The 24,742-nt window shown below is 66.0% G+C and carries 22 protein-coding genes; 10 read left to right on the top strand and 12 right to left on the bottom strand.

The genetic code is table 11. The features are described from left to right. Nucleotides 1-19 precede the first annotated feature (19 nt). The 10 genes from VCS63_RS12905 to xsc form a co-directional block, all read right to left on the bottom strand. Complete coding sequence (locus VCS63_RS12905; RefSeq protein WP_301875414.1) at nucleotides 20-412, bottom strand: nuclear transport factor 2 family protein; 393 nt, start codon at nucleotides 410-412, stop codon at nucleotides 20-22. A 124-nt stretch (nucleotides 413-536) separates the two neighbouring features. Beyond that, nucleotides 537-1,508: a CobW family GTP-binding protein gene (locus VCS63_RS12900; RefSeq protein ID WP_175198951.1), complete on the bottom strand. Its 972-nt coding sequence runs from the start codon at nucleotides 1,506-1,508 to the stop codon at nucleotides 537-539. A 1-nt stretch (nucleotide 1,509) separates the two neighbouring features. Further along, nucleotides 1,510-3,165, bottom strand: a complete 1,656-nt coding sequence (locus tag VCS63_RS12895) for an amidohydrolase (protein WP_323879952.1) — start codon at nucleotides 3,163-3,165, stop codon at nucleotides 1,510-1,512. Nucleotides 3,166-3,193: 28 nt separating this feature from the next. After that, entirely contained in the window at nucleotides 3,194-4,216 is a 1,023-nt protein-coding gene (locus VCS63_RS12890; RefSeq protein ID WP_042793376.1) for an ABC transporter ATP-binding protein, read from the bottom strand. Further along, nucleotides 4,213-5,214, bottom strand: coding sequence for an ABC transporter ATP-binding protein (locus tag VCS63_RS12885; protein WP_042793375.1), 1,002 nt, complete (start codon nucleotides 5,212-5,214; stop codon nucleotides 4,213-4,215). Before VCS63_RS12885 ends, VCS63_RS12890 begins: the two co-directional genes overlap by 4 nt. After that, complete coding sequence (locus tag VCS63_RS12880; protein WP_063640796.1) at nucleotides 5,211-6,113, bottom strand: ABC transporter permease; 903 nt, start codon at nucleotides 6,111-6,113, stop codon at nucleotides 5,211-5,213. Before VCS63_RS12880 ends, VCS63_RS12885 begins: the two co-directional genes overlap by 4 nt. Next, nucleotides 6,110-7,078: an ABC transporter permease gene (locus tag VCS63_RS12875; protein ID WP_063640797.1), complete on the bottom strand. Its 969-nt coding sequence runs from the start codon at nucleotides 7,076-7,078 to the stop codon at nucleotides 6,110-6,112. Before VCS63_RS12875 ends, VCS63_RS12880 begins: the two co-directional genes overlap by 4 nt. A 12-nt stretch (nucleotides 7,079-7,090) precedes the next feature. Then, a complete protein-coding gene (locus VCS63_RS12870; protein ID WP_042793373.1) occupies nucleotides 7,091-8,668 on the bottom strand; it encodes an ABC transporter substrate-binding protein in 1,578 nt (525 codons plus the stop codon). A 115-nt stretch (nucleotides 8,669-8,783) separates the two neighbouring features. Further along, nucleotides 8,784-9,851: a bifunctional enoyl-CoA hydratase/phosphate acetyltransferase gene (locus tag VCS63_RS12865; RefSeq protein ID WP_313378285.1), complete on the bottom strand. Its 1,068-nt coding sequence runs from the start codon at nucleotides 9,849-9,851 to the stop codon at nucleotides 8,784-8,786. Further along, nucleotides 9,788-11,599 (bottom strand): sulfoacetaldehyde acetyltransferase, encoded by a 1,812-nt coding sequence (gene xsc, locus VCS63_RS12860; protein WP_042793371.1) that lies wholly within the window; start codon nucleotides 11,597-11,599, stop codon nucleotides 9,788-9,790. Before xsc ends, VCS63_RS12865 begins: the two co-directional genes overlap by 64 nt. Before the next feature lie 160 nt (nucleotides 11,600-11,759). On the opposite strand from xsc, the gene VCS63_RS12855 reads away from it, so the two are divergent. The 6 genes from VCS63_RS12855 to VCS63_RS12830 all read left to right on the top strand — a co-directional run bounded on the left by VCS63_RS12855 (nucleotide 11,760) and on the right by VCS63_RS12830 (nucleotide 17,052). Beyond that, nucleotides 11,760-12,518, top strand: coding sequence for an IclR family transcriptional regulator (locus VCS63_RS12855; protein WP_042793370.1), 759 nt, complete (start codon nucleotides 11,760-11,762; stop codon nucleotides 12,516-12,518). Between the two features lie 150 nt (nucleotides 12,519-12,668). After that, nucleotides 12,669-14,057, top strand: a complete 1,389-nt coding sequence (gene dbpA / locus VCS63_RS12850; RefSeq protein WP_063640799.1) for an ATP-dependent RNA helicase DbpA — start codon at nucleotides 12,669-12,671, stop codon at nucleotides 14,055-14,057. A gap of 166 nt (nucleotides 14,058-14,223) precedes the next feature. Next, nucleotides 14,224-14,631 (top strand): DoxX family protein, encoded by a 408-nt coding sequence (locus VCS63_RS12845; RefSeq protein WP_042793369.1) that lies wholly within the window; start codon nucleotides 14,224-14,226, stop codon nucleotides 14,629-14,631. A gap of 231 nt (nucleotides 14,632-14,862) precedes the next feature. Then, entirely contained in the window at nucleotides 14,863-15,027 is a 165-nt protein-coding gene (locus tag VCS63_RS12840) for a hypothetical protein (protein WP_164794580.1), read from the top strand. Nucleotides 15,028-15,058: 31 nt separating this feature from the next. Beyond that, nucleotides 15,059-16,417 carry an adenylate cyclase gene (locus VCS63_RS12835; protein ID WP_323879950.1) on the top strand — a complete coding sequence of 453 codons (1,359 nt, stop codon included), beginning with the start codon at nucleotides 15,059-15,061 and terminating at the stop codon, nucleotides 16,415-16,417. A gap of 98 nt (nucleotides 16,418-16,515) precedes the next feature. Then, nucleotides 16,516-17,052 carry a peroxiredoxin gene (locus VCS63_RS12830; RefSeq protein ID WP_042793367.1) on the top strand — a complete coding sequence of 179 codons (537 nt, stop codon included), beginning with the start codon at nucleotides 16,516-16,518 and terminating at the stop codon, nucleotides 17,050-17,052. A 29-nt stretch (nucleotides 17,053-17,081) separates the two neighbouring features. On the opposite strand, the gene VCS63_RS12825 is transcribed toward VCS63_RS12830, so the two are convergent. Continuing rightward, the gene (locus VCS63_RS12825) at nucleotides 17,082-18,530 is read right to left on the bottom strand and encodes a CoA transferase (protein ID WP_063961798.1); all 1,449 of its coding nucleotides are present in this window, start codon (nucleotides 18,528-18,530) and stop codon (nucleotides 17,082-17,084) included. Between the two features lie 304 nt (nucleotides 18,531-18,834). Between VCS63_RS12825 and phrB the strand changes: the two genes are divergently transcribed. Together phrB and VCS63_RS12815 are read left to right on the top strand one after the other, a co-directional pair. Next, complete coding sequence (gene phrB, locus VCS63_RS12820; RefSeq protein ID WP_323879948.1) at nucleotides 18,835-20,253, top strand: deoxyribodipyrimidine photo-lyase; 1,419 nt, start codon at nucleotides 18,835-18,837, stop codon at nucleotides 20,251-20,253. A 131-nt stretch (nucleotides 20,254-20,384) separates the two neighbouring features. Beyond that, nucleotides 20,385-21,344 carry a PAS domain-containing methyl-accepting chemotaxis protein gene (locus VCS63_RS12815; protein ID WP_323879946.1) on the top strand — a complete coding sequence of 320 codons (960 nt, stop codon included), beginning with the start codon at nucleotides 20,385-20,387 and terminating at the stop codon, nucleotides 21,342-21,344. On the opposite strand, the gene VCS63_RS12810 is transcribed toward VCS63_RS12815, so the two are convergent. Then, nucleotides 21,307-21,639, bottom strand: a complete 333-nt coding sequence (locus tag VCS63_RS12810) for a hypothetical protein (protein ID WP_082884609.1) — start codon at nucleotides 21,637-21,639, stop codon at nucleotides 21,307-21,309. The two genes, VCS63_RS12815 and VCS63_RS12810, sit on opposite strands and share 38 nt — an antisense overlap. 211 nt (nucleotides 21,640-21,850) lie before the next feature. Here VCS63_RS12810 and VCS63_RS12805 point away from each other — a divergent pair, with 211 nt between their 5' ends. Then, nucleotides 21,851-23,383, top strand: coding sequence for a DUF1800 domain-containing protein (locus VCS63_RS12805; protein WP_323879945.1), 1,533 nt, complete (start codon nucleotides 21,851-21,853; stop codon nucleotides 23,381-23,383). 35 nt (nucleotides 23,384-23,418) lie between these two features. Beyond that, nucleotides 23,419-24,615, top strand: a complete 1,197-nt coding sequence (locus VCS63_RS12800) for a DUF1501 domain-containing protein (protein ID WP_175198942.1) — start codon at nucleotides 23,419-23,421, stop codon at nucleotides 24,613-24,615. Nucleotides 24,616-24,742 lie beyond the last annotated feature (127 nt).

The raw sequence follows: 24,742 nt of genomic DNA, 5'->3' as shown, positions 1-24,742 counted from the left end.
CGAAGGGCGGAGGGCATCCTCAGGGGCGCGCCGGCAAGGCCGGGCGCTGCTTGCGGTAGGCGTTCTTCACGCGGATCTTGCCGTCCTGGAAGGTAAAGACGTCGACCATGTCCGCCTCTACCCGGGTGCCATCGGCGGCAGTGCCGCTGAAGGTGGATTCAGACACGCCCCTGTCGCCCGCGACCCAATGCCGTCCGTTGCGCCACTGGGCGTCGGGAAAGCTAGCCCAGGCTGCCGCAAAAGCGGCTCGCACGGCATCGCGCCCGGTGTGCCGCGCGCCCCAACGCTCTGGTCCGGCCACGGTCTCGAACACACAGTCGTCGCTCATGAAGGACATCAGGGCATCGATATCGTGGCGGTTCCAGGCCGCCGCGAATTCGGCCAACATGTCCGCGGTGACGGTCTTCTGCATTGCGTACCTCCGGTAGATACCGGCGCGGCATGCGCCAGCATTCAGGATCCAAGGTAAGTGAGGCCCCCAGCAGGGTCTAGAACCAGAAATGGAAAATCGCTTGCACCAGACACCCGCCCATGGCTCAAGCCGCGGCCGGCGCCAACCACGCGTCAACGTCATCGGGATCGATGGCGCCGCGCATCCCGATCATCACCAACGACGGTGCCTCCAGATTGGCCGGAGGCCGGGCCTGCGTGTCGTAACGCACCCGCCGCCCGGCAAACTGGACCAGCACCAGGCCATGCCTGTCGGTGCGCACCCAGCCCTTGGCGCGCAGCAGCTGCCTGGGCAGTTCGCGCAGCCTGCTCGCCAGCTTGTCGGCATCCACGATGGCGGGCGCGCGCCACAGCCAGCTCTGGAACGGGTGATCGGGGTCTCCTCCCGCAGCCGCATGGACATGCGCGGGATGGCGACAAGCGCCTCCCACGCAATCATGCGGCGCGACGCGGCCGGCGCTCTCGCCAAACAATTGCCGCAGATCCACGCGGCCTTCCCGCGCGTCGACCATCGCGGTCCCTTGCGTCGTCACGGCCAGCCACTGCCGCACGGAGGACAGCTCTTCGGCGGCGACCAGATCGGTCTTGTTCAGCACCAGCAGATCGGCTGCCTTGAGCTGGCGTTCCAGCGTATCGGCCAGCAACGGATCCGCCGCCAGCGCGCGCACGTTCGCGGCATCGGCCAGCACCACCACGCCCTCCAGCTGCAGCATGGGGTCGGACATGCCCACCTGCGCGATGCGGCCCGGATCGGACACCCCGCTGGCCTCGATCACGATCCATTCCGGCAAGGGATCCAGCGCCAGCACGCGCGCCAGGGCGTCGTCCAGACCGCCGGCCATCGAGCAGCAGACGCAGCCGTTGGCCAGCCGGATCACCTGGTCGGTGCGCTGCGCGACCAGCCCCGCGTCGATATCCATCGGGCCAAAATCATTGACCAGGACCGCGGCGCGGCGCCGGCTCTTGGCCAGCACATGGTTAAGCAAGCTGGTCTTGCCCGCGCCGAGAAATCCGCCCACCACCGTCAACGCAATGCGCTCCCCGCCCTGCGGCGCCATGTCAGGCCTCCCGCAGCGCCAGCGGCCTGCCGCCTATCACGGTGCCCAGCACCCGCACGTCCTTCAACGCTTCGGGCGGCGCTTCCAGGGGATCGTCCTGCAGCACGCAGAAATCGGCATGCTTGCCGATCTCGATGGAACCGACCAGATGGTCCAGGTGCAAGGTGTAGGCGGCGCCCAGCGTCACGGCATGCAGGGCAGCTTCCACGCCGATGCGCTCGGACTCACCGAGCACGCGGCCCGAGGACGTCTGGCGGTTCACCGCGCACCAGGCGGTGAACATGGGTGCAAGCGGGGTGATCGGCGCGTCCGAATGGATCGAGAACGGCACGCCCGCGCGCGCGGCCGAGGCGCAGGCATCCATGCGGTTGGCGCGATCCGGCCCCATCGTCAAGGCGCGGTGCGCATCGCCCCAATAGAAAATGTGGTTGGCGAACAGGTTGGCGCACATGCCCAGGCTGGCCATGCGCCGGAACTGCGCCGCATCCGCCATCTGACAGTGCTGCAGCGTATGGCGGTGGTCTCGCCGCGGGCTGCGGCGCAGTGCGCGGTCCACTGCGTCGATCGCGAGCTCGGTCGCTTCGTCGCCATTGGTGTGGATGTGCAGCTGCACGCCGGCGTCGTGATAGGCCTGGACCAGGGCGTCCAGCTCAGACGGCGCGATCACCCAAATGCCATTGGGCGCGCCGTTGTAGTAGCCCGGCCAGCGCAGTCTGGCCGTGAAGCCCTGGATTGAACCGTCCACCACCAGCTTGACCATGCCCAGATGCAGCTTGTCGTTGTTCAGTCGCCGCGCATCCGCCAGCTTGGCCAGACACCGCGCCGGATCCCCCGCGTATGTCAGCGCGGATGCGGCCGGCACGATGCGCACGGGATAGTCCGGCTCGGCGGTGATGCGCGCCAACGTCGCCAGTCCCTCGTCGCCCAGTTCATTGACCAGATCCGTGGCGGTGGTAACACCCGCCCATTGCGCCACCTTGCCGAACATGCGCAGGCCCTCTTCCGATACGCCTACCGTGCGGAACGGACTGCCTATCAGGCGCATGACCGGAAACATCGCCGCGAACTCGCAAAGCTCGCCGCTGGGCCGCCCGTCCTCCATGCGCGTAACGCCCTCGATGTCGGTATCGCGATCTATGCCGGCGCGCGCCAGCATGGTCGTATTCACGTTCATCAAGTGCATGCTCGCGTGCATGACCACCACCGGCCGTTCGGCGGACACGGCGTCCAGGTCCTGCGCGCGCATGCGCGTGCCGTCGAAGAAGATCGGATCGAATCCCCAGCCTATCAGCGTTTCGCCTTGCGGCAAGGCGCGCTCGGCCTCTCGCAGCCGGGCGGCGACGGCCTCGAAACTCTTCAAGCCCTCCCATAGCCGGCCATCGGGCCCGCGGCGGTCGTAGTAACCCACGTAGACAAACTTCCACATGCCGCCTTCCGGCAGATGGCAATGCCCTTCCACCAGGCCCGGCATCAGCACTTTGTCGGCGTAGCGGTCGTCCAGGTGGGCTGCGCCCCAGCCCGCCAGGTCTTCCCGGCTGCCCACGCCGAGGATGCGGCCCTCGCGCACCGCCACATGCGTGGCGCGGGGCTGCATCGGATTCATGGTCAGGATGCTGCGCGCCGCATAGATCGTGGTCCGGCCGTTGCTGTGGCTCATCTGGCTGTCCTTCTGATAGGAAGTGGGCTCATCCCTGCAGCGGCGCCACCACGACGCCATTGCGGGACTCGACAAAATGGCAGGCCACGCGGTGGCCTGGGGCAATCTCATGCAACGCCGGCTCGCGCGTGGCGCACAAAGGCTGCGCGGCTGGACAACGGCCGGCAAAGCGGCAGCCCGGCGGCGGATCGACCGGGCTGGGCGGATCCCCCGCCAGCCGGACGCGGCGCGCCGCAAGTTCACGTCCGCCCTTCACTGTCGGCACCGCCGACATCAGGGCGACGCTATAGGGGTGCAGCGGACGCGTGAAGAAGGCATTGCGCGGGGCCTGCTCGATGATCTTGCCCAGGTACATCACAGCAATGTCGTCGCAGATGTGTTCGACCACCGCCATGTCGTGCGAGATGAACAGAAACGACTGCCCGTGCTCTCGCTGGATCCGTCGCAACAGATTCAGGATCTGGGCGCGGATGGCAATGTCCAGGGCCGAAACCGGCTCGTCGCAGACGATCAGGTCCGGCGCGCTGGCCAGCGCCCTGGCCACGTTCAGCCGCTGTCGCTGCCCCCCGGAAAACTGGTGTGGAAACAGTTGACGCTGTTCCGGGCGCAGGCCCACCAGCTCGAACATTCGGGCCACCCGCGCCTCGCGCCCTCCGGGCGGATCGATGCCCATCAGATCCAGCGGCGAACGCACGATGTCGCCCGCGCGCTGGCGCGGATTGAGCGAAGAGTACGGGTCCTGGAACACCAGTTGCACCCGCCGCCGCATGCGGCGCAAGGCCGAGCCGTTCAACGCGGTCAGATCGGTGCCGTCAAAGTGGATTGAGCCCGCGGTCGGATCGGCCAGGCGCAATACCGACAAGGCGGTGGTCGTCTTGCCCGACCCGGACTCGCCCACGATCGCCAGGGTGCGCCCGCGCTGCAGATCGAAGGAAACACCATCGACCGCCTTCACGACTGCCTGCTTGCCGTCGCGTCCACGGCCGCCGATCGGAAAGTGGACAGCCAGATCGCGCACGGACAGCAAGGCGGGGGATTGCGGTGTCGTCATCGCGCGGCCTCCGGATAAAGCCAACAGGCAACCTCCTGCCCCTCGCCCACTCGGGTCAGTGGCGGAAACTCGTCGCGGCAGCGCGCCATGGCCTGCCCGCAACGCTCCATGAATGGACAGCCCGCGCCGCGCTCCCAGATCGAGGGCACCACGCCAGGGATTTCGGGCAGATCGGGCCGCAAGTCGTCGGGCTCCCGGTCCAGTTCGGGCAGGCAGGCGATCAATCCTTGCGTATAGGGATGCCTGGGATGCGCCAGGATCTCGCGCACGCCCCCCTGCTCGACCACCCGTCCGCCATACATCACCACCACGCGGTCGGCCATTTCCGAGACGGCGCCCATGTCGTGCGTAATCAGCAGCACCGCGGTGCCGCGCCGCGCCTGTTGCTCGCGCAGCAGATCGAAGATCTGCGCCTGGACCGTGACGTCCAGCGCGGTAGTCGGCTCATCCGCAATCAACACGTCCGGATCGCAGGCCAGCGCAATCGCGATCATCACCCGCTGCCGCATGCCGCCCGACATCTGGTGCGGATAATCGTCCACGCGTCGTTGCGGCAGGGGTATGCCCACCGATTTCAGCATTTCGACCGCGCGCTCGCGGGCCTGGCTCTTGCTCAGCCCCTGATGCAGCCTCAGGGGCTCCGCAATCTGGTCGCCCACCGTGTACACCGGATTCAACGCCGTCATGGGCTCCTGGAAGATCATGGAGATCTTGTTGCCGCGCACGCGGCGCATGGCCTCTTCGTCATGGCCCGCCAGATCGTCGCCGCGCAGGCGCACGCTGCCGGCGCCGATACGTCCGGGGGCCGGGATCAGCCGCATGATGGCTAGCGCGGTCATGCTTTTGCCGCAGCCGGATTCGCCCACCAGGCATAAGGTCTCGCCGGGATTCAGGTCGAAGCTCACCGCGCTAAGCACCTCGGCCACGCGGCCGCGCGCCTGGAATTCCAGGCTCAGGCTATCGACCTCCAGCACCGGGGATTGCACCGCTTCATTCATGCTCGCCCCCGCGAATTGGGATTCAACGCATCGTTCAGCCCATCGCCGATCAGGCTGACGGCCAGCACGGTCAGAAAAATGGCGGCGCCTGGCAGGGTCACGGCCCACCACGCCGTCAGGATGTAAGGCCGGTTGCTGCCTATCATCAAACCCCAGCTCATGATGTTGGGGTCGCCCAGCCCGAGAAACGACAGCCCCGCCTCGAACAGGATCGCCATGCCGATCGCGAGCGTCGCGGACACAATCAAGGGCGCGAGTGCATTGGGCAGGATGACCCTCCAGATGATGCGCGCGTCCCCTGCGCCTATGACCCGCTCCGCCAACACATACTCGCGGCGCTTGAGACGCAGGAATTCGCCCCGCGCCAGCCGGGCAGTGCCGGGCCAGCTCACCACTCCGATCGCAACCGATATCGTCGCCAGCGAGGGCGAAAACAACGTCACCAGCACCATGGCGAACAGCAAGGTTGGCAGCACCTGGAAGAACTCCGTGATGCGCATCAGGGTTTCGTCGATCCAGCCGCCGTAGTAGCCTGCAAGCGCCCCCACCGTCAGGCCGATGGCCATGGAAAGCACCGCCGCCACCACGCCGACCAGCAGCGTGGCGCGGCCCCCATAGACCATGCCCGTCAGCACATCACGGCCCAGATAGTCGGTGCCCAGCACCGCGTCCGCGCCCGGCGGGGTCATCGGCGCGCCCGCGATCTCGAAGGGGTCGGCCTCCATGATCATGGGCCCGAAGATCGTCACCGCCAGAATGACGGCAAGCAGCAGCACCCCGGCAAGCGCGGAGGGATTGCGCGCGAAGACGCGCAAGGCCTCGTATGAGGGACGGGCCGGCGGGCGCGCCGCCTGGGCTGGCAAGGCGGCAACCGGCATGGCGGGAGGAGTCTGGCTCATGAGGTCTTGATCCTGGGATCGATCAGGCGGTAGGCCAGATCGGTAAGCTGATTCATCACGACCACCAGCAACGACGCAAACAGCAGGATGCCCAGCAGCGTCGGGTAGTCGCGCCTGAGCACGGAGTCGAACGCCAGGCGGCCCAGCCCGGGCCAGTTGAAGACTGTCTCGACCAGGATCGCGCCCGCCAGCACATTGCCAAACTGCAGGCCCAGCATGGTCACGACCGGCAGCACGCCGTTGCGCAGCGCGTGCTTGTAGAGCACCGACCGTTCTGGCAGGCCCTTGGCGCGCGCCGTGCGGATGTAGTCGGCCGACAGCGCCTCCATGACGCTGGCGCGAGCCAGCCGGCTGTACTGCGCCAGGTAGACGAACGCCAGCGTGAAAGCCGGCAGCACCAGGTGATGCAATACGTCCAGCACTCCCGCCCAGCCGTCCTGCGGACCGCCTGCCGACCGCATGTCCGACACCGGAAATATCGGCAGCACGGAGGCAAACAGGATGATGAGGATGATGCCGGTCCAGAATACTGGCGCGGAATAGCCCACCACCGACAGCAGCGTGATGCCCTGCGACAGCGGCCCGTTGGGCTTGCGGGCGGCCAGCGTGCCCAGCAGCGTGCCGGCCAGGAAGGCGCTCAGCACCGAGGTCACCACCAGCAGCAGCGTCGCGGGAACGCGGTCCCAGATCAATTGCGCCACCGGGACGTTGAAAAAGTAGGAATAGCCCAGGTCGCCGCGCAGCACCTGCATCAGGTAGATGCCCAGCTGCGTCAGGAAGGGCTTGTCCAGTCCGTATTGCGCGCGCAACTGTGCCCGCAATTCTTCGCTGATGCCGCCCATCGAACCCGCAATGGTCTCGACGGGATCGCCCGGCGAGACATGGATCAGCAGGAAGTTCAGCGTCACCACCGCCAGCAGCAGCACCAGCGCGTAGGCAAGGCGACGCAAGAGATAGCGCGTCATGGCAACTCCGCCCTACTGCAGATAGGTATCGTCCATGGGCGACATGACGCCCCATATTCCATCCGGCAAGCCGTGCACCTTCTTCGACGACAAGGTGTGGTACGGAATCACCGTCAGGAAATCGATGGGCACGTCGGTCGTGACCAGGCGCTGGAACTCGGCGTACAGCGCGCGACGCTTGTCCACGTCGGTTTCCGTGCCGGCCTGCTCCAGCAGCTCATCCACCTTGGGATTGGAATAGGACTGCGTGTTGGTCCAGATGATGTCGCGGATATTGCTGGACAGATACGTGCGGTGCACGCCTATGACCGGATCGCCCCAGTTGAAGACGATGTCGGTGGTCATGTCGAAATCCTTGCTGGCGATGCGCTTGGCCCAGGTCGGGAAGTCCGGCGACGCGCGCACCTGCACCGCGATGCCGACCTTCTTCAGCTGGCTGCGCAGGTACTCCGCCACGTTCTTGCCCTGTACGTCGGAACCGGGCATGTAGTCCACCGTCAGCGACAGGCGCTCGCCCTTGCCATCCTTTTTGAAACCCGCCTCTTCGAGCAATTGTTCGGACTTCTTCAGGTCCAGCGGATACTTCACCACGTCCGGCGTGGCGAACGGGCTGGTGCCGATGATGGGGCCGTCCGCGGGCTTGGCGAAACCGGCATTCAAGGCCTTGGTGATGAAGCCCTTGTCGGTGGCGTAAGCGATGGCCTGCCGCACCCTCACATCGTTGAGCGGCTTGCGCGCCGTATTGAATGCCAGCCAGCTCAAGGCGCCTATGCCTTCGTAGCCCTTGCTGGTCATGGCGATGGCCGGATTATCCTTGGCGCGCCTCAGGATGGTGGGCTCGGTCATGAAGGGCAAGGCGGCGATATCCCCGCGCTCCAGGCCGATCAGCAGATTGGTGGCATCGGGATTGATCTTCACCACGATGCGGTCCAGATAGGGCTTGCCGGGCAGGAAGAACTTGTCGAACTTCTCCAGCACGATCTCCTGTCCCGGCTTGAATTCCTTGAACTTGAACGGCCCCGATCCAACCACGTCGGCCGAGTTGCGCGGATGGTTCTTCAGGTCCTGGCCGTCGTCGTAGATATGCTTGGGCAGCACTGGCATCAGGGCGGGCGACAACGCCAGCAGAATGGCTGGATGCGGTTTGCTCATGCGCAGCACCACCGTGTAGGGGTCCGGCGTGTCCACCGCCTCCACTGGCGCGAGCATGGTCTGGAATGGATGGTTCTTCTTGACCGCCATGACGGAAAACGCCACGTCGGCCGAGGTCACTGGCTTGCCGTCGTGGAACACGGCGTCTTGGCGCAGGTGCAGGGTCAGCGACTTGCCGTCCGGCGCCAATTCCCAGGACTGCGCCAGATACGGCTGCGGCTTCCAATCGTCGTCATAACGCAGCAGGCTGGCGAACAGTTGCGCGCTGGGCAAGGCGGTTGCCGTGCCCGACTGGACCGCGCCGTTCAGGTGCCGTGGCACTTGCGTCGAACCTATCACCAGCGTGCCGCCGGGCTTGGGCGCGTCCGCGGCCATGGCTCCATTCGCCAAGGCCAACGCGGTCAGTATCGTGGTCAGGCATTTCTTTGCGCTGCGCATGTTCTACCCCTTGATGTTCTATCGGATGGCCTTTGGGGGTAGCGTAGCGAGCCCGCGGGTCCTGGCTTAGTACCAAACCGCCAGACTTATTGGAGCCAGCGCCTGCACGAGCGCCTCAACCCGCCAGCGCCCGCGCATACAGCGAGGCCACCGCGCAGCTATTGACGCGGGCCTGCATGGAATCGGAGCGGCTGGTCAACAGCACGGGCACGCGCGTGCCGAGCACCAGCCCGGCCGTGCCTGCGCCAGCCAGCCAGGTCAGTTCTTTGTAGAGCATGTTGCCGGCCTCGATATCGGGAACCAGCAGGATGTCGGCCTCGCCCGCAACCTTCGACACAATGCCTTTCTGGTCCGCCGCCTCGCGCGAGATGGCGTTGTCGAAGGCCAAGGGGCCGTCGATATCGCCACCACGGATCTGGCGGCGGTCCGCCATCTTCGACAGGGCCGCGGCATCCAGCGTGGCCGGCATGGATGGATTAACGGATTCGGTGGCGCACAGCACCGCGATCTTGGGCCGTTCCACACCGAGCGCGCGCGCCAGATCGATGGCGTTCTGCGCGATGTCGGCCTTTTCTTGCAGGGTCGGCGCGATGTTGACGGCCGCATCGGTCAGGATGAAGAGTTTCGGATAGGCCGCCACCGCCATGACGAAAGCATGGCTGACGCGCCTGTCGGTACGCAGGCCCGCATCGCGCGCCACCACGGCCGACATGAAATGATCGGTATGCAGGCTGCCCTTCATCAGCATGCGCACGGCGCCATCACGCGCCAGCGCGGCCGAGGCGCGCGCCGCCAGGACCTCGTCGTCGGGCGTATCGATCACCTCCAATTCGCTCGGGCCCAGTCCCAGGTCCGACATCAAGGCGCGCAGCCTGTCCGCGGGGCCGACCAGCACGGGCTCGATGTAACCCGCGTCGCGCGCCTGCACGGCCGCGCCCAGGCTGGTCGGACACAAGGGGTACGCCACCGCGGTGCGCAAGCGCCCCGCCGACAGCGCAGCATTGCGCAGCGGCTCGAACAATCGATCGCTTTCCATTTCAGTCTGCTCCTGCCGCGCAGGGGCGCGGCGCCTGGCGGGAGAAGTCCGGCGCGGCCGCCGCCGCGCCGGACGCGTCGAGATCAGCGCTTGGCGGGATCGATCGACAGCGGTACCTCGCCCGGATGGAACGGCTGGTTCACGTATTGCTTGTACTTATCCAGGAAACGCACCGGCTGCTTGAGGGCGTCGCGGCGGAACGGATCGCCCAGTTCCTGGCTGACCATCATTTCCAGCACGGTGGTCTTGCCTTCGGACTGTGCCTTGCATGCGGCCTGCAGGGCGGCGCCGACCTGGTCGGCGTGTTCCACCCGTATGCCTTCCGCGCCCATGGCGCGCGCCAGTTCGGAGAAGTTCGGATTCTTCAGGTTGCTGCCGACGAAGCGGCGGCCATAGAAGTCCACCTGGTTCTTCTTTTCGGCGCCCCATTGGCCGTTGTGGAACACCACGGCCGTCACCGGAATCTTCTCCCGCACGCAGGTCAGCAGTTCCTGGAAGCTCATGCACCAGGCGCCGTCGCCGACATAGGCCACGGCTGGCCGGTCGGGCCGTCCGAGCTTGGCGCCGATCAGCGCCGGCAAGGCATAGCCGCAGTTGCCGAAGCTCATGGCGGCCAGCATGGAATTCGGCTCGTCAAAGCGCAGGTAGCTGTTGGACACTGAGCAGATATTGCCGATGTCCGTGGACACCATCACGTGCTTGGGCATGGCGCGCTCCAGTTCGCGCAGCATGCGCCGCGGATGCATGCGGCCGCCTCCATGTTCGATAATGTCCAGGCTCCAGTCGTCGCGTTCGTGCGACCAGCTGTCCAGCTCTTTTTCCCACTCGGCCTTTTGCGCCGCGATCTGCTCGCCGCGCCCGCCCTTGGTGCCCGCGCACGCCACTTCGCGTCCCTTGAGCTTGGCCGTCAGCGCCGCCGCGGCGGGCTTGGCGTCGCCGCAGATGCCTACCGACACCGGGCGCACCAGCCCGAGCATGCGGTGATCGGCGTCCACCTGGATGATGCGCGCGCCTTGAGGCCAGTAGTCCAGCCCGTGCTGCGGCAGCGTGCCGAACGGCCCCAGGCGCGTGCCCAACGCCAGCACGACGTCGGCCTGCGCCAACAGTTTCATGCCGGCTTTGGCGCCCTGGTAACCCAGGGGACCGCACCACAGAGGGTGGCTGGCCGGGAAGGCGTCGTTGTGCAAGTAGCTGGTGACGACCGGCGCGCCCAGCAGTTCGGCCAAGGCCACGCACTCAGCCTGGCCGTCCGAAAACAGCACGCCCCCGCCCGCCACGATGACGGGAAACTTGGCCTGCGCCAGCATCTGCGCCGCCGCTTCGAGGTCCTCCTCGGAACCCGGACCGCGACGAATCCGGCGCGGCTCGGGAATGGCCACGTCGATCTCGCCATAGAAATAATCGCGCGGGATGTTCAGTTGCGTGGGACCGCGTTCGGCCAGCGCATTGTCGAACGCCTTGGCGGTGAATTCAGCCATGCGGTCCGGCCGGTTCACGTGAGCCTGGTACTTGGTGATGCGCGAGAAGATCGGCAACTGCTCGGTCTCCTGGAATCCGCCCAGCCCCATCCCCGAGGTACCGGTCTCGGGCGTGATCGCCACGACCGGGCTGTGCGCCCAGTACGCCGCGGCCACGCCGGTCACGAAATTAGTGATGCCCGGGCCATTCTGCGCGATGCAGACGCCATGACGGCCGGTCACGCGTGAATAGCCGTCGGCCATATGCGCGGCGCCTTGTTCGTGCACCGTGGGCACGAAGCGGATGCCCGCCGCCGGAAACAGGTCCAGCGCGTCCATGAAGGCCGAGCCGACAATGCCGAAAACGTCCTTGACGCCCTGGGCGACCAGCGTTTCGACAAACGCCTCGCTGGGGGTCATGTGTTGCTTGCTGCTCATGGTCTCTCTCCTGGCGGGCCGGCGGTGTCGGATTGCATCTGGGCCGGCATGATCCGATACTGCAGCAGAAACCTTGCGCTTCCCAGCCCACAGCGTTTCATTTTCTGCAAAATCCGTGCGAGGATGCGCAGCAAGCCGCTGAATCTTCAATTATTGAAAGATGAAAGACGAATCCTCCGCAGCGCTGCGCGCGCTGACCCTGCTGGAACAGGTCGCCCGCTCCGGGCAGCCGGTATCGCTGGCCGCGTTGACGGACGCCACCGGCCTGCCCAAACCTTCCGTGCTGCGCATCCTGTCGCGCCTCGTAGACGCCGGCATGCTGCTGCGCGAACCCGCCGGCAAGAGCTACGTCAGCGGCCCGCGCCTGAGCGCGTTGGCGCGCGACACGCTGCTGAACTCACCGCTGCGCGGCGAGCGGCACCGCATCCTGGACAGCCTGGTCGATGAAATCGGCGAAACCTGTAACTGCACCATGCTGGACGGCGACGAAGTCATCTACCTGGACCGCGTCGAGACCGCCTGGCCGCTGAGGGTGAACCTGCAATCGGGTTCGCGCGTGCCCCTGCATTGCTCGGCCAGCGGCAAACTCTTCCTGGCCCACATGCGGCGCGAAGCGCGCCAGCGCCTCCTGGCGGCCGCGCCCCTCCCGCGCTACACGCCGAACACGCTGTGCGACGTCTCCGCGCTGGAGCAGGAATTGCGCACTATCAAGAAAGAAGGCGCCAGCTTCGACCGGGAGGAATTCCTGCTGGGCATCGTCTGCATGGCGGTACCCATCCTGCACGGCACCCGCGCCATCGCCGCCGTCGCCCTGCACGCGCCGATAGCCCGGCTGTCCATCGAAGGCGCGCGCGCCTGGTTGCCTCGCATGCAGGAAGCCGCAAGGGCGCTGGCCGGTACCTACGAACCCCAGGCCTAGGCCGGCCGGCTCCGTTTCCTCGGGCATCGCCATTCTTTTGCAGGCCGCGCGGACTGCAGGCATTACACTCTTGGGCGTATGCGGTTTCCCCAACCGCCCCTTTCTTTTGCCGCCAGGCCGACGCCGGGCAGAAAGCGACTCTCTCTTACCGTGACCGACACTTCCTTTACCTCCCTGCCCCTGCTCCCCGCCCTGCTCGATAATCTGAAGAGCCTGGGTTTCGAGCAGATGACGCCCATCCAGGCTCAGAGCCTACCGCTCATCCTGGAAGGCCGCGACCTCATCGCGCAGGCCAAGACCGGCAGCGGCAAGACCGCGGCCTTCGGCCTGGGCGTGCTGCAAAAGCTCGATCCCACGCGCTTGACTCCGCAGGCGCTGCTGCTGTGCCCCACGCGTGAACTGGCGGACCAGGTCGCGCAAGAGCTGCGCCGGCTGGCGCGCCAGATTGCCAACGTCAAGATCCTGACCCTTTGCGGCGGCGCTGCCGCCCGTCCGCAGGCCGAATCGCTGGCGCGCGGCGCGCATCTGGTGGTGGGCACCCCTGGGCGCATCCAGGATCACCTGGCGCGCGGCAGCCTGGACCTGTCCGGCCTGAATACGCTGGTGCTGGACGAGGCCGACCGCATGGTCGACATGGGCTTTTATGACGACATCGTGGCGATCGCCTCGCATTGCCCCACCAAGCGTCAGACCTTGCTGTTCTCGGCAACCTATCCCGACAACATCCGCAAGCTCAGCGCCCGCTTCCTGCGCAACCCGGCCGAGGTCAAGGTCGAAGCCCTGCACGATGCAAGCCGCATCGAGCAGATCTTCTACGAGATCGACGAGCGCGAGCGCCTGGACGCGGTCGCCCGCCTGCTGGCGCATTTCCGCCCGGAATCCACCCTGGCCTTCTGCAATACCAAGATCCGCAGCCACGACCTGGTCGAACGCCTGCAAGCCGAAGGCATCAGCGCCCAGGCGCTCAACGGCGACCTGGAACAGCGCGAGCGCGATGAAATCCTGATCCAGTTCGCCAACCGCAGCTGTGCCGTCCTGGTAGCCACCGACGTGGCCGCGCGTGGCCTGGATATCCAGAACCTGGGCGCAGTCATCAATGTGGACGTGACCAAGGACACCGAGGTCCACGTGCATCGCATCGGCCGCAGCGGTCGCGGCGAACAGAAAGGCCTGGCGCTCAGCCTGTGCTCGCCAGAGGAAATGCGCTGGGCGAACCTGATCGAGCAATACCAGGGAGCGCCGCTGGTGTGGGGCGACATCAAGGCGCTGCGGCCCAAGGCGGACCGCCCCCTGCGCGCGCCCATGATTACCCTCTGCATCCAGGGCGGCAAGAAAGACAAGCTGCGTCCCGGCGATCTGCTGGGCGCCCTGACCGGCGACGGCGGCCTGACATTCGAACAGGTCGGCAAGATCAACATTACCGAATTCACGTCTTACGTCGCGCTGGACCGCCAGATTGCCAAGCAGGCCTTCTCGCGCTTGTCCAACAGCAACATCAAGGGCCGGCGCTTCCGCATGCGCTACCTGGAGGAATTCTGAACCCGGCCCGCGACAAGAACTTGATGATTTTGCTCGGGTTTTGCAATAATGGCGCGGCCTGCCCTGGCGGCCGTCTTGCCCGCGATCATCGGGGCGCGGAACCAAAGGCTCGCAACCTGTTCCAACGGCCGCGGTCCCCTTTCAACCAATAGAAGAGAAACTCACCATGATCAAATCCGACGACACCGGCAAGCTGATCCTGCGCCTGACCCTCGGTATTCTGATTCTGCTGCATGGCCTGTTCAAGCTGACCGGCGGCGGCGTCGGCGGCATCTCCGGCATGCTGTCCTCGCATGGCCTGCCGGGCTTCCTCGCCTATGGCGCCTATGTCGGCGAAATCCTCGCCCCTGTCCTGATCATCGTCGGCATCTACACCCGCCTGGGCGGCCTGCTGATCGCCATCAACATGGTCGTGGCCATCCTGCTGGCTCACTCGGGCCAGATCAGCAGCCTGACCAACAACGGCGGCTGGGCGCTGGAACTGCAAGGCATGTTCCTGTTCACTGGCCTGGCCATCGCCTTCATGGGCGCCGGCCGCTTCAGCCTCGCCGGCAACGGCGGCCGCTGGAACTGACAGCCGTAACACGGCGATACGCGGAACAAGGGGGTCGCCGAGGCGGCCCCCTTTGCTTTTGCGCGGACATTGATACGAACGACATCGACGGTCACGCAGACGCAAACATCCGTCACCCGAAAGCTGTTTCGGAACGATTACAGTCCAGAACCCTGGAGACCTGCATGTGGCCTAATCCTGACGAGCGCAACAAAGGCGTGAGCCACGCCAGGCGCTCGGCAGGAGTCGCAAATGAAAAAGAGTCTGTTGCTGATGCTGGCCATGGCCAGCGCCTTGACCGGATGCGTGGTCGTGCCCGCAAGGCCGGCCTATTACCGCCCCGCGCCCGTGTACTACACCCCGCATTATTACTACCCGGCATACCCAGCCCCTCATTACTACTATCGTGGCTATTGATCCGCGCGCCGGTTGCGCCAAGGAAAAGACCATGAACACCTACTCCCGGATCCTCCGCCCACGCCCTTGGGTCGCCGCAGTCATGCTGGCGGCCTGTGCAGGCGCCGCCGCCCAGACCTACGCGCCGCCGCCCGCGCCCGCGGCCCCCGTCTATGACGACGGCGACCCGGCCAACGCCAATCTGGCTCTGGTGGAGCGCAGTCCCCAACCGCCGCCACCGCTGCCCGTGTATGTCCAGCCACCCGCGCCCGCAGACGGCTACATGTGGGTGCCCGGCTACTGGGGCCTGAACCGCTACGGCTTTTTCTGGGTGCCCGGCGCTTGGGTGCTCGCGCCCTACCCTGGCGCGCTCTGGACGCCGGGCTATTGGGGGTTCAACAACGGCATCTACCTCTGGAATCCTGGCTATTGGGGCCCCCACGTGGGCTTCTATGGCGGAATCAATTACGGTTTCGGCTACAACGGCCTGGGCTACGTGGGCGGCTACTGGAAACGCGACCGCTTCTACTACAACCGGTCCGTGACGAACGTGAACGTCACCCGCGTAACCAACGTCTATAACCACACCGTGGTGGTGAACAAAGTGGACAACCGCCGCGTCAGTTACCACGGCGGCCCGTCGGGTATCCGGCGCGATGCCGACCCCCGCGAACTCGCCGCGCGCAAGGAACGCCATTCCCCGCAGACGGATGTCCAGCGCGGATACGTCCGCGATGCCGGCAACAACCGGGCGCAGTTCTACGACCATAACAAGGGGCGTCCGCCGCAGGCATTCGTCGACCATGGCAGGCCAGCGGAGGGGCAGCGTCCAGGCGATGGACGCGACGGCAGCGACGGCCGTGATTCGCCTCGCGGCAACGGGCGCGACAACCGCGGCGGCGAACAGAACAATTTCGAGCGTGGTGACGCGCAACGCGGTCGCGATACGCCGCCCGGACAGCAAGGCCGCCCACCTCAAGCGCAGGGCCAGCAGGCACGCGATCAACAACGTGACCCGCAGGCCCAGCAGCAAGCCCGCCAGCAACAGCAACGCGACCAGCAGGCCCAGCAGCAAGCCCGCCAGCAACAGCAGCGCGACCAGCAGGCCCAGCAACAGGCGCGCCAGCAACAGCAGCGCGACCAGCAGGCCCAACAGCAGGCACGCCAGCAACAGCAGCGCGACCAGCAGGCCCAGCAACAGGCACGCCAGCAACAGCAGCGCGACCAGCAGGCCCAGCAGCAAGCCCGCCAGCAACAGCAACGCGACCAGCAGGCCCAGCAGCAAGCCCGCCAGCAACAGCAACGCGACCAGCAGGCCCAGCAAGCACGTCAACAGGGCGGCGGCGACGGCCGTGGACGAGATCAGTCACGTGGCGACGGAAACGGTCGAGGTGGGCCAGGCCGAGACTAGGACCGACATCGTCCGCGGGCGGCTTGCTGGACCCTCGCCGCCCGCGGGGCTACAGTAGGCCTGTTCCCGCGACGCCCCCGAGATTTCTGGAGATTCCGATGAAGCGCATTGCCCCTTGGTTGTTGCTCTGCGGCCTGCTGGCCGGCCCCTCGGCCCAGGCCGCGCTGGATGTGGGCGCCCCGGCGCCTGACTTCAGCACTCAGGCATCACTGGGTGGCAAGGTATATACCTTCTCGTTGAGCGAAGCGCTCAAGCAAGGCCCGGTCGTCCTGTATTTCTTTCCCGCCGCATTTACCCAGGGCTGCACGATAGAAGCGCACAACTTTGCCGAGGCCACGGACGAGTACAAGTCCCTGGGCGCCACCGTGATCGGCGTATCGACCGACAACATCGACACCCTCAACAAGTTCTCGGTCAGCGAGTGTCGCGGCAAATTTGCGGTTGCCGCCGACGGCGACGGCAAGATCATGAAGTCCTATGACGCCGTACACGACAAGCGTCCCGAATACGCGCAGCGAATCTCGTATGTGATCTCGCCGCAAGGCAAGATCCTGTACGAATACACCGACATGAATCCGGATTCCCACGTCGCCAACACGATGCGCGCGCTGCGCGACTGGAAGGCCAGGCAGTAAGAGGAGCTAGTGGCGGGTTGCCCCGCACACTAGTTGAACGGCCAAACCGGGGGGTGCGTGCCCGGCGGACTGGACGGACGAGTCCAACGGGCCGGTGTTTCGGAGAACTGCGCGGCGTGGCGCAAGGCCACCAATTCGCCAAAGCCCGAAGGTTCGGTCTCCAGCAAACCCGCGAAACCAGGCATCGGACAAGCCAGCCCGCCCTCGACCCGGCCCAGATTGCGCAGCCAATGCGCGGTCTGAGCCAGCGACACGCGCACGTGCCAGCTGCCACCTTCCGTTGCCTGCCGCGCCAGCGCGGCCTGGGCGCCAAAAGCCATCAGGTAGCCGGACGCGTGATCCAGGATCTGCATGGGCATAGGCTTGGGGTCGTCCTGGCCCGCGGCCTGCGCCTCGGCATGGTTGAAGCCCGTGGCGGTCTGCACCAAAGAGTCGAAGCCTCGGCGGCCCGCCCATGGGCCTTGCTCACCATAAGCCGACAATGACACATACACAATGCCAGGGCGAATGCGCGCGGCGTCCTGCGGACCAAAACCCAGCGCGGCCAGGCCGCCCGGACGGTAGCCTTGCACGAACACATGCGCGCTGCGCAGCAGGTTGCCCAGCGCGATCCGGCCGTCAGCCGTGTCCAGATCAGCCAGTACCGACAGCTTGCCGCGGCTGGTGTCGATGATGTTGTCGATATTGGGCAGATGCGGGGAGTTGACCAGCATGACGTCGGCGCCGTATGCCGCCAGCGCCCGGCCGCAGACCGGCCCGGCAATGATGCGGGTCAGATCCAGTACCCGAATATCCTTGAGCGGCTTGGCCCCATGCCCGTACTTGGGCAAGGGCCGGGAGTCCGCCTCGCCAATACGCTCGATGGTCAGCAAGGGTTGCGCGGCCACAGCCATGGCCTGCGGGTGACGGTCCCACTCATCGAAGCTGCGCATGGCGGCCACCGGCAAGCCCGCATCGGCAGCCACCTGCTCGAAGTCCAAGGCCTTCCAGCGGCTCAAGGCGCGTTCGACCACCGCGCGCGTGGTGCCTTCGCCGGTGGGACAGCCCAGCAGCGCCAACGCCCCATCGCGATGATGGGCGAAGTTGGCGTGTATACGGACCCAACCGCCATCGCCGCAGCGGTACAAGCCGGTAATGGGATCCCAGGGATTGGGCGTGACGCCGTTGATGGTGTAGTGGCTGCGGCATTCCTGGGCCGCATGCAACATGTCGACGCCGACCTGTTGGCGGGCGCCGCCCCGCAAATGCCAGATTTCGGCCGCGGCCAGCGCGGCCGCAGCCATGCTGGCCTGCGCCGCCGTGCCGACGGCGAAGGAAGATGGGAGTACCGGATCGGCGCCAGTCAACACCACATGGTCCAGCGATTCATCCGGCAAATCGACCGAGCGCCAGAGCTTTTGCAAAACGTCGCGGGACGACTTGCCTGCAGGTGTGCGGCCCCTCAGAAAAGACGGGCGTAGGTCCATCAGATTTCCCATAGCGTTCATCTTGCTCTAGTCGTTTATTTGAATTACATGGCGGGGCCCAGGCCGCGTCAATATGCGCGGCGCGCCAGCGTGTTTCATGGTTTGACCGCAAAGCGCCGCGATCTGGCCGCGCCGCGCGGATTCCCCTGTGGAGCCTGCCAGGCGAGCCCTTGTCGACAAGGACACATCTACTCGTAGTTTTTACATCATCTTCCAAGCCCGGCCTGCCGGCGTGCCGCTCGCAGCGGGCCCAATATAGAATGCCTGCCTCACCGGCCCGCGCCTGGCGCGTGCCCCATCCCGCCCTGGATCGCCCATGAATACGCTGCTCTGGCTGCGCACCGACTTGCGCGCGCATGACAATCCGGCTCTGGCCGCAGCCGCCGAGGGCGGCACCGTAACCGCCCTGTTCCTGGCCGCGCCCGGCCAATGGCGCCTGCATGGAGACTCCCCGGCCAAGGTGGACTTCTGGCTGCGCAACCTGCGCGAGCTTGCGCGGGACCTGGGCAAGCTGGGCATACCATTGCGGCTGCTGACCGTGCGCGACTGGAGCCAGGCGCCGGACGCACTGGCGGATTTCTGCCGGAACCACGCCATCGGCCATGTGCATGCCAACGCCGAATGGGCCGTCAACGAACGCCGTCGCGACGGCGCCGTCGCCGACCGCCTGCAGGCCGAGGGAGTGAACTGGACGCTGCACCATGGCGCCTCGCTCCTGCGGCCCGGCACGGTGCTTACCGGCAAGGGCGATTGCTATCGCGTCTATACGCCGTACGCCCGGGCCTGCCGCGAGCGGCTGCGCACCGCACCGCTACGGGCCGTGCCTGCCCCGCGCCCGCAAAACCCGCCGCCTTGGCCGGCGGACCCGCTGCCTGCGGGGTTTGAGGGTTTCGACACCCCAGCCGAGCCGATCCGCGCGCTGTGGCCCGCCGGCGAAGATGCGGCCAGCGAACGGCTGGAAGCGTTTGCCGATGGCGTCATCGATGCCTACCAGGAAGAACGCGACTTTCCCTCTCTGCCCGCCACCAGCTGCCTCTCGCCCTATCTGGCTGCAGGCGTGTTGTCCCCCGGACAGGCGCTGCGCGCCGCGCTGGCCGCGAACCACGGCGAGGTGGAAGGCGGCAAACGCGGTGCGGCCACGTGGATCAATGAGCTCCTCTGGCGCGAGTTCTACCAGCATCTGCTGGCCGCCCACCCGGCGCTGTCCATGCACCAGCCCATGAAGCCAGAGACCGCCGCCGTACCCTGGCGAAAGGCGCCTGACGACTTGCACGCGTGGCAACAAGGCCGTACGGGTATCCCGATCGTGGACGCGGCCATGCGCCAATTGCTGGCGCTGGGCTGGATGCACAATCGCCTGCGCATGGTGACGGCCATGTTCCTGTCCAAGAATCTGCTGCTCGACTGGCGCCTGGGCGAAGCCTGGTTCATGGCCCATCTGGTGGACGGCGACCTCGCCGCCAACAACGGCGGCTGGCAATGGAGCGCGTCCACGGGCGCGGACGCGGTGCCCTACTTCCGCATCTTCAACCCGCTGTCGCAGTCGCGCAAATTCGATCCAGACGGCGCGTTCCTGCGGGAATGGCTGCCGGAACTGGCACACCTGGACAACCGCGCCATCCACGATCCCAGTCCCATGGAGCGCGCGGCCGCCGGCTACCCGCAGCCCATCGTCGACCTGGCGCAAAGCCGGCTGCGCGCGCTGGAAGCGTTCTCCGGGCTGCCGGCCGCCTGAGCGTTCCTTCCCTGTGCGCGTGGCAGCACCGGTATCGCCCGCCTTTGACGTAAGTCAACGCTGCCTGCGCCAGCGTCGCCGATGATCGGTCTGCAAATCCCACCAAACGCCGATCGCAGGGACGACCCACCATGCGCGACCATCCCCAGGTCCCGGACCAGGAATACACGCTGCACGACGAACAGTGCCTAATCACCCGCACCGACGCGCGCGGACGCATCATCTATGCCAATCCGGCGTTCCTGGAGGTCAGCGGCTACACCCGTGAGGACCTGCTCGGCAACGGCCATGACACGATGCGCCATCCCGACATGCCGCTGGCCGCCTATGACGATCTGTGGCGCACCATACAGCAGGGACAGTCCTGGACGGGCGTCATCAAGAACCGGCGCAAACATGGCGGCCACTATTGGTCGCTGGCCAGCATCACGCCGGTCGTGGAACGCGGCGTGACCGTCTGCTATGCCTGCGTGCGGGTCAAGCCGACGCGTGCCCAGATCGAAGACGCGGATCGGGCCTACCGGCGCCTGCGCACCGGCATCACCCATGGATTGCGGCTCAGCGCGGGGCGAATTCGGCCGGCAGGCCTGTTGGCCCGCCTGCGTGATTGGCGGTCGGCGGGCATACGCGCGCGCATGCTGGCCTGGGCTGGCCTGGCGTCCGCGCTGTTCCTGGCCGCAGGCGGCATCGCGCTGCGCGGCATGGCAGCGGAAATGAATGCCGGGGAACTGGCCGTCGCGGTCGCCGCCCTGGCCGCGGGAGTGTTCGTAATCTTCGCGTCGGGCTGGGCGTATGCGCGCTCGCTATCAAGGTTGTTGGCCACGGCCACCGAGTTCACGCGGCAGATCGCGGCCGGCAACCTGGGCACGCCGCTGGCGCCGGGCAATCCGGTCGACGAGATCGGAGCACTACGGTTTTCGTTGGAAGCCACGCGCAGGAACCTGGTCGGCCTGGCGCGCGACGTACACAGCGGCATCGCGGACACAGCGGCGAATAACAGCGCGCCCTCTTCCGGTTCCAGCGATCTGCGCCATGCGATCGAGGTCTTCCGGATCAGGCGCGGGGCGCCGCGTCCTTATCCAGGCGCTTGATGAACACCTGCAATTCTTTCACCACTTGCTGGTCGCCGCGAGCCTGCGCCGCCTGCAGGCCCGATTCCCAGGCCGCCCGCGCGCCGTTCTTGTCGCCCTGGCCAAGACAGGCCTTGCCCAGCCACTTCCAGGCCACCGAATAGGCAGGATCGAACGCCAGCGCCGCGCGCAGGTGCGCCTCGGCCTCGCGAAAGCAATCTTGCTCCGCATAGGCCTTGCCCAAGGAAAAACGCAGCAGCATGTTGTCCGTGCCCTTGGCCAGCATTGCTTCCAGACGTTCGATCATTCCTTCCATCAGCGGCCTCCTTCAGGCGCATGACAATTTGCCAATGCCCACATGATAGGACGGCATCGTCACCGGCCACGCAAAGGCCCCGCGACGCGCTGGAGAAAAACGGGAATTGGAAGACATCCGTTTCGCTTGGTTTCAAGGCGCAAGCCTGCGGAATTCGCGGGCGGCTATCCTGTCATACCTCGAGTTCGTCTCCGGAAGGTGCCGCTTCATCATGCTCTTGCGCTCCCGCTTTCTCCGCGTCGTACCCTTGCTGCTCCTGCCCATGGCAGCCGGCGTGATGGCGCAGCCGGACCTCGACGCCAAGGTTCGCGACGCCGCGCTGGTCAATCGCATCACCTGGGGCGCCACGCCGGCCGAACTGGCCCGTATCCAGGAAATGGGCGCCGAGCGCTATCTGCAAGCACAACTGCATCCCGCCGCGGAAGGCAAGCTCCCGCCAGAGGTCCAGCAACGCATCGATGCCCTGACGATCTCGCGCTACTCCGACGATGCCGCCCGCATCAAGCAACTCCAGCTGCGGCAAGAAGCAAGAAAGCTGCCTCAACCCGAACAGCTCAAGGCGCTGCAAGCTGCCCGCCGGTACTCGCTGCGGCGGGCGGCGGAAGTCAACGACCGCGCCGTCTGGCGGGCGCTGTACTCGCGCAACCAGTTGCAGGACCAGATGACCTGGTTCTGGATGAATCATTTCAATATCGACCTGCAAAAGAACGACGCGGGCATTTTTCTTTCGCAGTACGAGGACCGCGCGATTCGTCCGCACGCCTTGGGCAAGTTTCGGGACTTGCTGAAAGCCACGATGCGTTCGCCGGCCATGCTGATCTATCTGGACAACACGCAGAACGTTGCGGGCAAGATCAACGAAAACTACGCGCGCGAACTGATGGAGCTGCACACGCTCGGGATCGGCGGTGGTTACTCGCAAACCGATGTGCAGGAACTGGCCCGCATTCTCACCGGCATGGGCATCGCCGCCACGCGGGAACCTCCCAAAGTCCGGCCCGAATGGCAGGCGCAGCTCGTTCAGGAAGGCTTATTCCTCTTCAATCCGGCGCGCCACGATCAGGGGGACAAGACTTTCCTGGGTCATCGCATCGCCGCCGCGGGCATGCGGGAAGTGGACGAAGCCGCCGACCTGCTTGCCCGCAGCCCGGCCACCGCCAAGCACGTCAGCGGCAAGCTGGCCACCTACTTCGTGGGGGACAATCCGCCGGCGTCGCTGGTCAATAAGATGAGCAAGGTTTTTCTTGCCACGGACGGCGATATCGCGGCCACGCTGCAAGCGCTGTTCGCGTCGCCCGAGTTCGCCGCCTCGCTGAAAACCGGCGTATTCAAGGATCCGGTGCACTATGTCTATTCTTCCATGCGGCTCGCCTATGGCGACTTGCCGCCCATCCTGAATCCCAAGGTGGGTCTCGGCATGTTGAAGCTGCTCGGCCAGCCCTTGAATCAGCGCCTCACTCCGGATGGATACCCAATGGGCAAATCGGATTGGTCCGGGTCCGGACAGATGTCCGTGCGCTTCGAAGTCGCCGGCTCGTTGATTGGCGCGCCCAAGGCTCTCTATCAGGAAGAAGATGAGCCGCTGGCCGATCCGCCACGCATCTCGAATCTTTTTAAAGCCAACGAAGGCAATGGCCTTTTCGCAAACCTGTCACCCGCCACGCGCGAAGCCATCACGCAAGCCAAATCGCCCAGGGACGCCAATCTGTATTTGCTGTCCTCGCCGGAATTCATGCGCCGCTGAGATCAGCGGGCGCCGCCAAGATCAAGGAGACCTTCATGGACCGCCGCCGCCTGCTGCAATTGATGGCCGCCGCCCCGTTGGTGCTGGGAGGCCACCGCCTGTACGCCGCTCCCGCCGCTTCCGGCAACCGCCTGCTGGTCGTGTTCATGCGTGGGGCATACGACGCCACCAATCTGCTCGTGCCGGTCACGAGCGACTTCTACTATGAATCCAGGCCCAATATCGCCATTGGCCGTCCTGGCGGCGGGCCGGGCTCAGCCCTGCCGCTGAGCGACGGCTGGGGCCTGCACCCCGCGCTGGGCGAAAGCCTGTTGCCGTTCTACGAACGGCGCGAGCTTGCATTCGTGCCATTCGCCGGCACCGAGGACGCCAGCCGCAGCCATTTCGAAACCCAGAACGGCATCGAACTCGGCCAAGGCGCCGGCAAGGGCGGCAATTACCGCTCCGGTTTTCTTAACCGGCTGGTGGCTGCGCTGAATGCCGGCCGGGTCCAGCCCGCCGCATTCACCAGTGAAGTGCCGCAAATCTTCCGAGGCGACGAGCGCGTGCCCAACGTCGACCTGATGGGCGCCGCTCGCAAATCGCGCCTGAGCGCGGATGACAACCGCATCATTGAATCCATGTACCGGGACACGGACTTGCACGCTTCTGTCTCGGAAGGGCAACGCGTCATGGGCGCCGCCCGCGAGGAGATCGAGGCCGAAATGCAGGCAGCCAGCGGCAGCGCCGTGTCCCCGGACAAACTGGAGCAGGAAGTGCGGCGCATCGCGCGCTTCATGACCGACCGCTACAACCTGGGATTCGTCGACGTCGGCGGCTGGGACACGCACGTCGGCCAGGGCGCCGCGAACGGCCCGCTGGCGAACCGCCTGGGCCAGCTTGGCCGCGCCTTGGCAGCCTACGCGGACGCCATGGGCCCGGCCTGGAAACAGACTACCGTGGTGGTCATCAGCGAGTTTGGCCGCACCTTCCGGGAAAATGGCAACAAGGGCACGGACCACGGCCATGGCACGGTTTATTGGGTCATGGGCGGCAATGTGCGCGGCGGCCGCATTGCCGGCAGGCAAGTGGCGGTCAAGCGCGAAACGCTATTCCAGGACCGCGACTATCCCGTGCTGAACGAGTACCGCGCCTTGTTCGCCGGCCTCTTCTCGCGGCTGTATGGCCTGGACAAGGCGCGTCTGGCGCAGGTGTTTCCCGGCATCTCGCCGGTGGACCTGAAGCTGGTCTAGCCCGCATCGCACCCCACTAAAACCAAGGGTATACCCTTAATGTAAACAGGGATTTCCCCGCCCGGCGGGGGCGCGCTGCCCTAGAATTCCGCCCTTGCCCATTCTTTGTTGCCGGGACTTTTCTTTT

Origin of the sequence: Achromobacter sp. D10, assembly GCF_035282245.1 — a bacterium.
Classification (GTDB): domain Bacteria; phylum Pseudomonadota; class Gammaproteobacteria; order Burkholderiales; family Burkholderiaceae_B; genus Achromobacter; species Achromobacter insolitus.
This window is presented reverse-complemented; position numbering and strand designations above follow the sequence as displayed.